Here is an 8,026-nt window from a genome sequence, read left to right as displayed (position 1 = left end):
CCGAAATCCTCGTCGATCCTGCCCCTGTTTTGCGCCGCGAATTCTAAAAGCGCATCCAACCCCGCATCTATCTGCGCATCGCTAGCATTTTCATCGTAAAAAATTTCAAAATTCGGCTGCGGCAAATTTGACGCCGCCTGCTGCGTAGTAGAAGCCGCCGCATCCTCTTTAGCGGCGCCGAAAGCGCAGCCCGCAAGTAAAAGCCACAAAAAGATAAAATTTTTCATATCATCCTTTCCATAAATTTTGCCCGATTATATCAAATCTAAGGCTAAATTTAACGGCGTCTTGAAATTTCATAAAAAGCAAACGGCAAATAAATTTAGCCTAAAAAAGCGCCTTTTGATTTTAATTTCGCTAGAATTAGCCGTAAATAACCTAAACAAAGGAGCGGCAAATGAAACTACTTTTTACTTTGATCTTGCTTTGTGCGGGGCTTTTTGCAAACACGCTGCAAGAGATCAGAAATAGCGGCGTCATTAGAGTAGGCGTCAGAGACGGCAGACCGCCTTTTAGCGAGATTAGTGGTGGTAAATTTGAAGGCTTTGAAATCGAGCTTGCCAATGCGATCGCAAAGGCGATTTTCGGTGCCAAACAAGGCGAAGTGCAGTTTGTCTCTCTAAGCGCCGCCGATCGCGTCTCGTATCTAGTCAATAATAAAGTCGATATAGTTGCAGCTACCTTCGTAATCGATTCGGCGCGTAAAAATCACGTGGACTTCTCGATGCCGTATTTTTCGACCAATCTCGGCGTACTAACTCGCAAAGCGGACGCCATCAAAGATATATCGCGTTTGCGCGATATGAGGCTCATAACCGAAGAGGGCACGACCGTAGATAATTACCTCAAAAAAGAGAAATTTAGCAACGTAAGCTACTGCAAAAGCACAAGCGAATGCTACGCGATGATCCGAGACGGCAAAGCTGACGGATACATCAATTTAAATATCACGGTGCTAGCCTACGCCGTCGTGGACGATACGCTCGAAGTGCCGTTTCAAAACTTCGGCAAGCCCGATTTCATCGGTATTGGCGTGCAAAAAGGAAATAAGGAGCTACTTGATTTTATCAACGCAGAGCTTGTAAAACTAAGCAAAGAGGGCTTTTTCAAAAAGGCTTATCAGGACACTTTCGAGCCTTTTTACCGCGGTACGGCGGATAAAAAATACTTCCTGCTAGATGGAATTTATGATTTGCTATAAAAGCGTAGAGCTAGGAATTAAAATATAAAATTTATCGCAGGTAGCTTGTATAACTAAAATCTTGGGATTTAAAATTTTTCAAATTCATTAAATTTTAAATCCCCGATTCGCCCCTAAATTTCAAACTTGCATACGCGCGGTGATTAAATTTTAAACCGCTTGAATTTATTTTCTCTAAAATATATAGTGCTATAATTATTTCAAAACTAAAAAGTAGGGGGCTTTTTATGAGATTACTTTTTATTTTAGCCTTATTTTGCGCTAGCATTTTTGCAAATACACTAGATGAAATCAGGCAGGCAGGGGTTATCAGAGTAGGCGTGCGCGAAGGTCGTCCGCCGCTAAGCGAGTCTAATAACGGCAAGTTTGAGGGCTTTGAAATCGAGCTTGCTAGCTCAATCGCCAAAGATATTTTCGGCGATAAAAAGGGCGAAGTGCAGTTCGTAGCCGTAACCGCGGGCGATAGAATCCCGTTTTTGAAAAATAACAAGGTCGATATGGTTATCGGCACCTTTATGATTACGCAAGAGCGCAAGAAGCAGGTGGATTTCTCGCTTCCGTATCTATCGGTAAATTTTGGCATTGTAACGCGTAAAGAGGATCAAGTGAAGGACTTTGCGCAAGTTCGCGATATGAGAATTTCAATCGAAAAAAATCCCAACGGCTCAATGACCGAGCGCTATTTGCGCAAAGAGAAATTTAGCAATTTAGTTTACTGCAAAAATACCTCCGAGTGCTATGCGATGATGAAGGACGGCAGAGCCGACGGTTATGCCAATGACAACATCATCGTCCTAGCCTATGCTGTCGTGGACGATACGCTCGAAGTGCCGTTTAAAAACCTAGGCGCGGCGGAATTCTTAGGCGTCGGCGTGCAAAAAGGCAATCAAAGCCTGCTTGATTTCATCAATGCCGATCTAATCAAGCTAAGCAAAGAGGGCTTTTTCAAAAAGGCTTATGAGGACACTTTCGAGCCATTTTACCGCGGTACGGCGGATAGAAAATACTTCCTGCTAGACGGAATTTACAACATGCTTTAGAGCTTAGAATTCTAAGGCGCGGAATTTTGAAATTTTAAAATTCCGCTTCGTATGCGGCGAGTAGATATTCTGAAACCTGCAAATTTTGAAATTTTAGTAACCAATAAATTCCGTAAAATTTTAAATTTTATCTTACGCTCGGTTTAAAAACATCTATTCCATTCGGAGCAAAATTCCATGCTACGATAAAATTTTAAAATTTTATGCACGACGGAATTTCAGAATTTTATCTGCAACAAGAATTTTAAAATCCCATTCTGCAACAAAATTTCGTAATTCAGGGCTTTTGCGCTACGATAAAATATAAAAATTTATCGTGTGATATAAAATCCCCCAGATAAGCGCGATAAATTTAAAAGGATAAAATTCTACGTGAGGAGAAATCTAGCTCTCAGCAAAAGCGTAGTCGCCGCAGATGCTATTATTCAGCTTTCAGCCGTTAAATTTTACTCAAACGCCTTGTAGTGCGCCTCGTCGGCGAATTCTAACATCTCGCGATCGCCCCTGCTATCGCCGTAAGCGATAACGCGATCGAAAGCCTGCACGTCGTATGCCGCGCGCACGCGAGCGACCTTTTGCGCGCCGTAGCAGTTCTGCCCCTCGATCTCACCCGTGATGATGCCGCCTTTGCGCCGTATTTTAGTGCCTAAAAGCTCCAAACCCTGCGCGTCGCACCACGGACGCAGCCAGTCTTCTAGCGAGGCGGTGACGATGACGATTTTATCGCCCGCGGCTTTGTAGCTTGCGATCTTGTCCATCGCGCTTTGTTTTAGGATATCTTCGATGTGAGTGGTGGAGTATTTTTTGCAAATTTTATCGAATTTATCGGCACTCATGCCCGCAAAAAAGTAGCCCAAGAGTTTTCTGCGCGTAAAATTATTGCTCGCAAGGCCTAGCTTATACGCCGCTAAAATGGGCGATAGCACCAAAATCCCGCGAAAAAATTTCTTAAATCCGACTACGTAGGCGACGAACTCGAGCAGCGAATCATCGCGCGTGATCGTGCCGTCAAAGTCGAATAAAACAAGATTCATTGCCTCTCCTAGTAAAATTTCAGAAGCGTAAATTTTAAAATTTGCCTATAAAAAAAGGCGTGGAATTTAAAAGCTAAATTTCACGCCGAATTTTAAAATTTCATCCAAAAATTCTATTTTTTAGCCATTCGTCTGCGCGTCGTAGGATCCAGGTATCGCTTACGCACGCGGATATTTACTGGCGTAACCTCCACAAGCTCGTCCTCTTCGATCCACTCCAAAGCGCGCTCTAAATTTAATGCTCGCGGCGGCACGAGTTTGATCGCATCATCGCTACCGCTGGCGCGGACGTTGGTTAAATTTTTACCCTTGATCGGATTGACGTCCAGATCGTTCGGGCGGCTGTGTTCGCCGATGATCATGCCCAGATAGACCTTCGCCTGCGGAGCGATAAAAAGCACGCCGCGATCTTGCAGGTTCCACAGGCTGTATCCTAACGCTACTCCGTTTTCCATACTCACGAGCGCGCCGTTTTGTCGCTTCTCGACCGCGCCGATGAAAGGGCGGAATTCCAAAAAACTATGGTTCATTACGCCTTCGCCGCGAGTATCGGTCAAAAACTGCGAGCGAAAGCCGATAAGACCGCGCGCCGGGATCTCAAACTCCATACGCGTCTGCCCGTCGCCGGTAGGGTTCATCACCTTCATCTCGGCCTTTTTGCGGCCTAGCTTTTCGATGACGGTGCCGGTGCAATCATCAGGCGCGTCGATAACTAGGTGCTCGAAAGGCTCACATTTGATGCCGTCGATCTCTTTGATGATAACTTCCGGGCGCCCAAGGCAAAACTCAAAGCCCTCGCGGCGCATATTCTCGGCTAAAATCGTGATCTGCAGCTCGCCGCGACCGCTTACTTTAAATTTTCCCTCGCCCACGTTTTCATAACGCATCGCGATGTTGGTTTTCATCTCCGCTTCCAAGCGCTCGTCGATCTTGTTTGAGGTTACGAATTTACCCTCCGTGCCCGCTAGCGGTCCGTCATTTACGCTGAAAATTACGCTAAGGGTGGGCTCTTCGATATGCAGCGCATCAAGCGGGATCGGATTATTGGGATCGACGATGCTATCACCTACGTCAAGCGCGTCAAAACCAGCAATCGCCACGATGTCGCCCGTGCCCGCCGCATCGATGTCGGTGCGTTCAAGCCCATTAAAGCCGATGAGCTTTGAAATTCTGCCGTTAATGTGCGTGCCGTCGGCTTTAGCTAACATAACGCTTTGGTTTTTGTTTATCGTGCCGTTGAAAATCCTAGCGATACCGATCTTGCCGACGTAGTTGTCGTAATCGAGCGTAAAAACCTGCAGCTGCAGCGGATTTTCATCGCTACCGCTCGGAGTTGGAACGTGAGAGATAATAGTCTCAAAAAGCGGCTTCATATCGGCGCTCTCATCGCTTAGATCGTATTTTGCGTAGCCGTTTTTGGCCGCGGCATAGATGACGGGAAACTCAAGCTGCTCGTCGTTTGCGTCAAGCGCTACGAAAAGATCGAAAATTTCATTTACCACGCGGTCTGGATCGGCTGCGGGCTTGTCGATTTTGTTTACGACTACAATAGGTCTGAGCCCTAAAGATAGTGCCTTTTTCACGACAAATTTCGTCTGCGGCATAACGCCTTCTTGCGCGTCGACGAGCAAAAGCACGCCGTCGACCATCTTTAGCACGCGCTCGACCTCGCCGCCGAAATCGGCGTGGCCCGGAGTGTCGATAATGTTAATTTTAACGCCGCCGTAGTGGATGGCGGTGTTTTTGGATAGTATCGTAATGCCGCGCTCGCGCTCTATGTCGTTGCTGTCCATCACGCGCTCACCGACTTCTTGGTGATTACCAAAGGTGCCGGATTGTTTTAAAAGCTCGTCTACGATAGTGGTCTTTCCGTGATCAACGTGCGCGATAACCGCAATATTTCTGATATTTTCCAAATTTTTCTCCGTTTGCTATTTTAAAGGCTGACGATTATACTAAAAAAATTCTTAAGATAAAAATTTACGAGTACTCTTTGACTTCGCAGACAAAAAACTCATAAACGCGCTGTTGGATCAGCGCATCCTCGTCATCATCTCCGATCAAACGACGCAGATGTGAAAAATCAATCTTTTTGATATATTTTTTGTTGTTTTTGATATCTCTGTCGATCTCTTTTAGAAGCGAGTCTAAATTTAAACTTTTATAGGTTTTCGCCTTTAAGATATACTCTTTTACGATGGAAACAAGCACGCCGATGCGCTGCTCGTCGCCTACGTAAATTTCGCCCGCTATATCTTTGATCACGTCGTAATCCTCGTCGGTCTGCTTCTTTTTGGCAAGCAGCATCGCGGCAAAAATTTTGGCTCTAAACTCGATAGAGCGATGATGAGGGATAAAGACCTCGCGAAATACGGATAGAAGATGATTTTTGAAATTCATTTATAACCTTACTTTAAGAAACATTTCCATATAATCCCGTTTGCCCTTTCTTAGACCTGTGCAATGCTTTTTTTAGGCACCGCTTCAGGGTAGGAATACAGCAGAGCACTTAGATCTCGCATGTGCCGCAGCCATCTGGGAAGGGGTTTTACAAATCGATCCTATTAAGCCCGAAATGCTCTTTGAAATCCTCGCAAACACTCTGAAAATCAACGCCTTCGATTTTCGGCTTGGCTTTGAAAAACTCTAACATCGAATTATACCCGCTAAGCAGCTCCTTGCTTTTCACGCCGTAACTGATCGAAATTCCAGCCTCAAAAAATGCCGCTAGTTTGTCGCAATACTTAAGTGCCTTGCCGTCGATTGAACGAAATTTATCTTCGTTAAACATCTTTAAGCTGCCCTCTGCAAATTTAGGCTCCTTGCCTAGCTCGAAGGTGCGGTTTTCAAACTCGTCTTTTATAAATTTACCACCCTCTTTGCGAATACCTAAAATATAGCTGAAATCATCTCTCATATGCTCCGGCACGAAAGGCAAAATTTTATCGTCTATTAGCCGCATCTCATATTCGCTGATGATGTCGCTAAGGCCCTTGACGCCGTATTTTACGGGGCTAATGATGTCGCGAGTGAGGCTTTCTGGTAGATCGTGAAATAGCGCGCAGAAAAAATTATACACCGTGCGCGAGCGGCACGCACCAACTTCAAGCGAAAAAAAGTAGCTTAAAATCGCGACTACCAGCATATGTCCTAGCACCGATGTCTCAGGAATGCGCGGCGTCTGAGCCCATCGTTTTTGAAAACGAAGTCTGCCGCTAAGATCGACTATGCGGGCAAGTTTTTTATTCATCACGATCTTTCGCACGCCGATGAGCTCATAATAATCCTCGAGCTCCTCCTCGACCTTGGATTTTAGCTCCTCGATATCGTTTAAAAACTGGCTCGTTTGATATACGATATTAAATTCCCACCGCGTAGAAAGGTAGCTTGCCGCCTTTAAGATCACGGCTTCTTTTTTATGATCTTTGGAATTTAGATATTTTTTAAATCGCTCGAAAAACGCACCGTTTTGAACAGGCAAAAGATCGCTTTCTAGGACGCTTAAAACCCATTCGTTGATCTTTTTTTTCTTGGTTTTTTGTATCTGATGAAAGACGTCCGGACGGATGTCGGTCACAACGATGCGCGCTAAAAACTCGAAAATCCCCGCTTCGATGACGTAGTTGATATCCACGTCGCGCTCAAAGCTAGCGATAAAATAAGCGATAATAAATTTATGCGCCTGCTTGTCGAGCTCGACTAAACTCACCATCTTTGGGTAATCATTCCAGCGACTAATGCTTGCGGATTTAAAAATTTGTTCGACTAAATTTGAGCTTATCATCGGTAAATTTGATCCGAGTTTATTTCGATTACCGTGTGGACATTGCCGCGCGGATTAAAATCGCCTCTTATTTTCATAAATTTAGGCTTTAGCTTGCTTTGCAGCGCGCCGTAAATTTCATTTATGCTATCTTCGTGGCTGATATAGCGGTTCATGAATGAATTTATGTAAATTTTAATCGCCTTAAGCTCCACTACGAGCTTATACGGGATATATTCCAGATAGATCGTCGCAAAGTCCGGATAGCCAGAACGCGGGCAGCGGCAGCAAAACTCGGGTAGGGTTATTTTTATCAAATAGTCACGCTCCTGTTTATTGGGCCAAACTTCCATCTTTTCTATGTCAAATTTCTCAATTTCCTCTTCACCATATCTCACTGTAATCTCCTTAAATTCGATATATCATTCGGTTTTTCGACGCAAAATCCCTGAATATAATCGATACCCATTTTATAAAGTTTCATTTGAAATTCCTGCTTATCTACAAAGCGCATTATGGTTTTGACGCCCGATTTTGCGCAGGCTTCGTTGATGCCTATAAAAATATTTTTAATCTTTTCATCGTCTAAATTTTTATTAAATTCTATATCATAAACAATAAAATCGACATTTAGAAATTTTAAATACTCAAAGCTCGCGTTTGAGCCGCCGAACTGCGACAGCGCGAAGCTAAATCCAAGTTCGCGGAATTTAATCAAAATTTCATCAAAGCGCTTGATCTCCGAATAAATAAGCTTTTCGTTAAACTCAAACACGATCTTTTTCGGATCAATCAGATTATTATCGATGAGCTTTAAAATTTCATTGCGAAACTCGTTATTTCGCAGGGTCTGAGGCATGACCTCGATAAAAATTTTAGCGTCAATATCTTTAAAATAGATGATCCTAGAAATCTGCCTCATCATCGAAATATCGTATTTGATGTCATAATGATTTAGAAGCAAAATATCTAAAATTCTACTTTTTGT

Annotated in this window: 7 protein-coding genes, 1 other RNA gene and 2 pseudogenes; 3 read left to right on the top strand and 7 right to left on the bottom strand. The window is 43.9% G+C overall.

What is annotated here, in order from left to right:
• Positions 1-227: pseudogene (locus tag Q0614_RS04120) on the bottom strand (hypothetical protein); the annotation flags it as partial.
• Positions 228-397: 170 nt separating this feature from the next.
• Here Q0614_RS04120 and Q0614_RS04115 point away from each other — a divergent pair.
• Together Q0614_RS04115 and Q0614_RS04110 are read left to right on the top strand one after the other, a co-directional pair.
• Positions 398-1,201 (top strand): transporter substrate-binding domain-containing protein, encoded by an 804-nt coding sequence (locus Q0614_RS04115; protein ID WP_298098411.1) that lies wholly within the window; start codon positions 398-400, stop codon positions 1,199-1,201.
• 227 nt (positions 1,202-1,428) lie between these two features.
• Complete coding sequence (locus tag Q0614_RS04110; protein WP_298098407.1) at positions 1,429-2,241, top strand: transporter substrate-binding domain-containing protein; 813 nt, start codon at positions 1,429-1,431, stop codon at positions 2,239-2,241.
• Between the two features lie 446 nt (positions 2,242-2,687).
• Here the strand turns inward: Q0614_RS04110 and Q0614_RS04105 are convergent, their stop codons facing one another.
• The 3 genes from Q0614_RS04105 to Q0614_RS04095 form a co-directional block, all read right to left on the bottom strand.
• Entirely contained in the window at positions 2,688-3,275 is a 588-nt protein-coding gene (locus Q0614_RS04105) for an HAD-IB family hydrolase (protein ID WP_291938868.1), read from the bottom strand.
• Positions 3,276-3,388: 113 nt separating this feature from the next.
• The gene (typA, locus tag Q0614_RS04100) at positions 3,389-5,191 is read right to left on the bottom strand and encodes a translational GTPase TypA (RefSeq protein ID WP_298786736.1); all 1,803 of its coding nucleotides are present in this window, start codon (positions 5,189-5,191) and stop codon (positions 3,389-3,391) included.
• A gap of 64 nt (positions 5,192-5,255) precedes the next feature.
• Positions 5,256-5,675, bottom strand: a complete 420-nt coding sequence (locus Q0614_RS04095; RefSeq protein ID WP_298786735.1) for a hypothetical protein — start codon at positions 5,673-5,675, stop codon at positions 5,256-5,258.
• 47 nt (positions 5,676-5,722) lie between these two features.
• Between Q0614_RS04095 and ffs the strand changes: the two genes are divergently transcribed.
• Positions 5,723-5,820: signal recognition particle sRNA small type (ffs, locus tag Q0614_RS04090), an RNA gene on the top strand.
• Between the two features lie 3 nt (positions 5,821-5,823).
• On the opposite strand, the gene Q0614_RS04085 is transcribed toward ffs, so the two are convergent.
• The 3 genes and pseudogenes from Q0614_RS04085 to Q0614_RS04075 form a co-directional block, all read right to left on the bottom strand.
• Positions 5,824-7,059, bottom strand: a complete 1,236-nt coding sequence (locus Q0614_RS04085; RefSeq protein WP_298786734.1) for an HD domain-containing protein — start codon at positions 7,057-7,059, stop codon at positions 5,824-5,826.
• A pseudogene (gene queF, locus Q0614_RS04080) lies at positions 7,059-7,391 on the bottom strand (preQ(1) synthase); the annotation flags it as partial. The pseudogene queF and the gene Q0614_RS04085, both read right to left, overlap by 1 nt.
• Before the next feature lie 41 nt (positions 7,392-7,432).
• Positions 7,433-8,026 (bottom strand): EAL domain-containing protein (locus Q0614_RS04075; protein ID WP_298786732.1); only part of this gene is annotated, 594 nt, incomplete at its 5' end.

This window comes from uncultured Campylobacter sp. (assembly GCF_937997595.1).
GTDB lineage: Bacteria > Campylobacterota > Campylobacteria > Campylobacterales > Campylobacteraceae > Campylobacter_B.
This window is presented reverse-complemented; position numbering and strand designations above follow the sequence as displayed.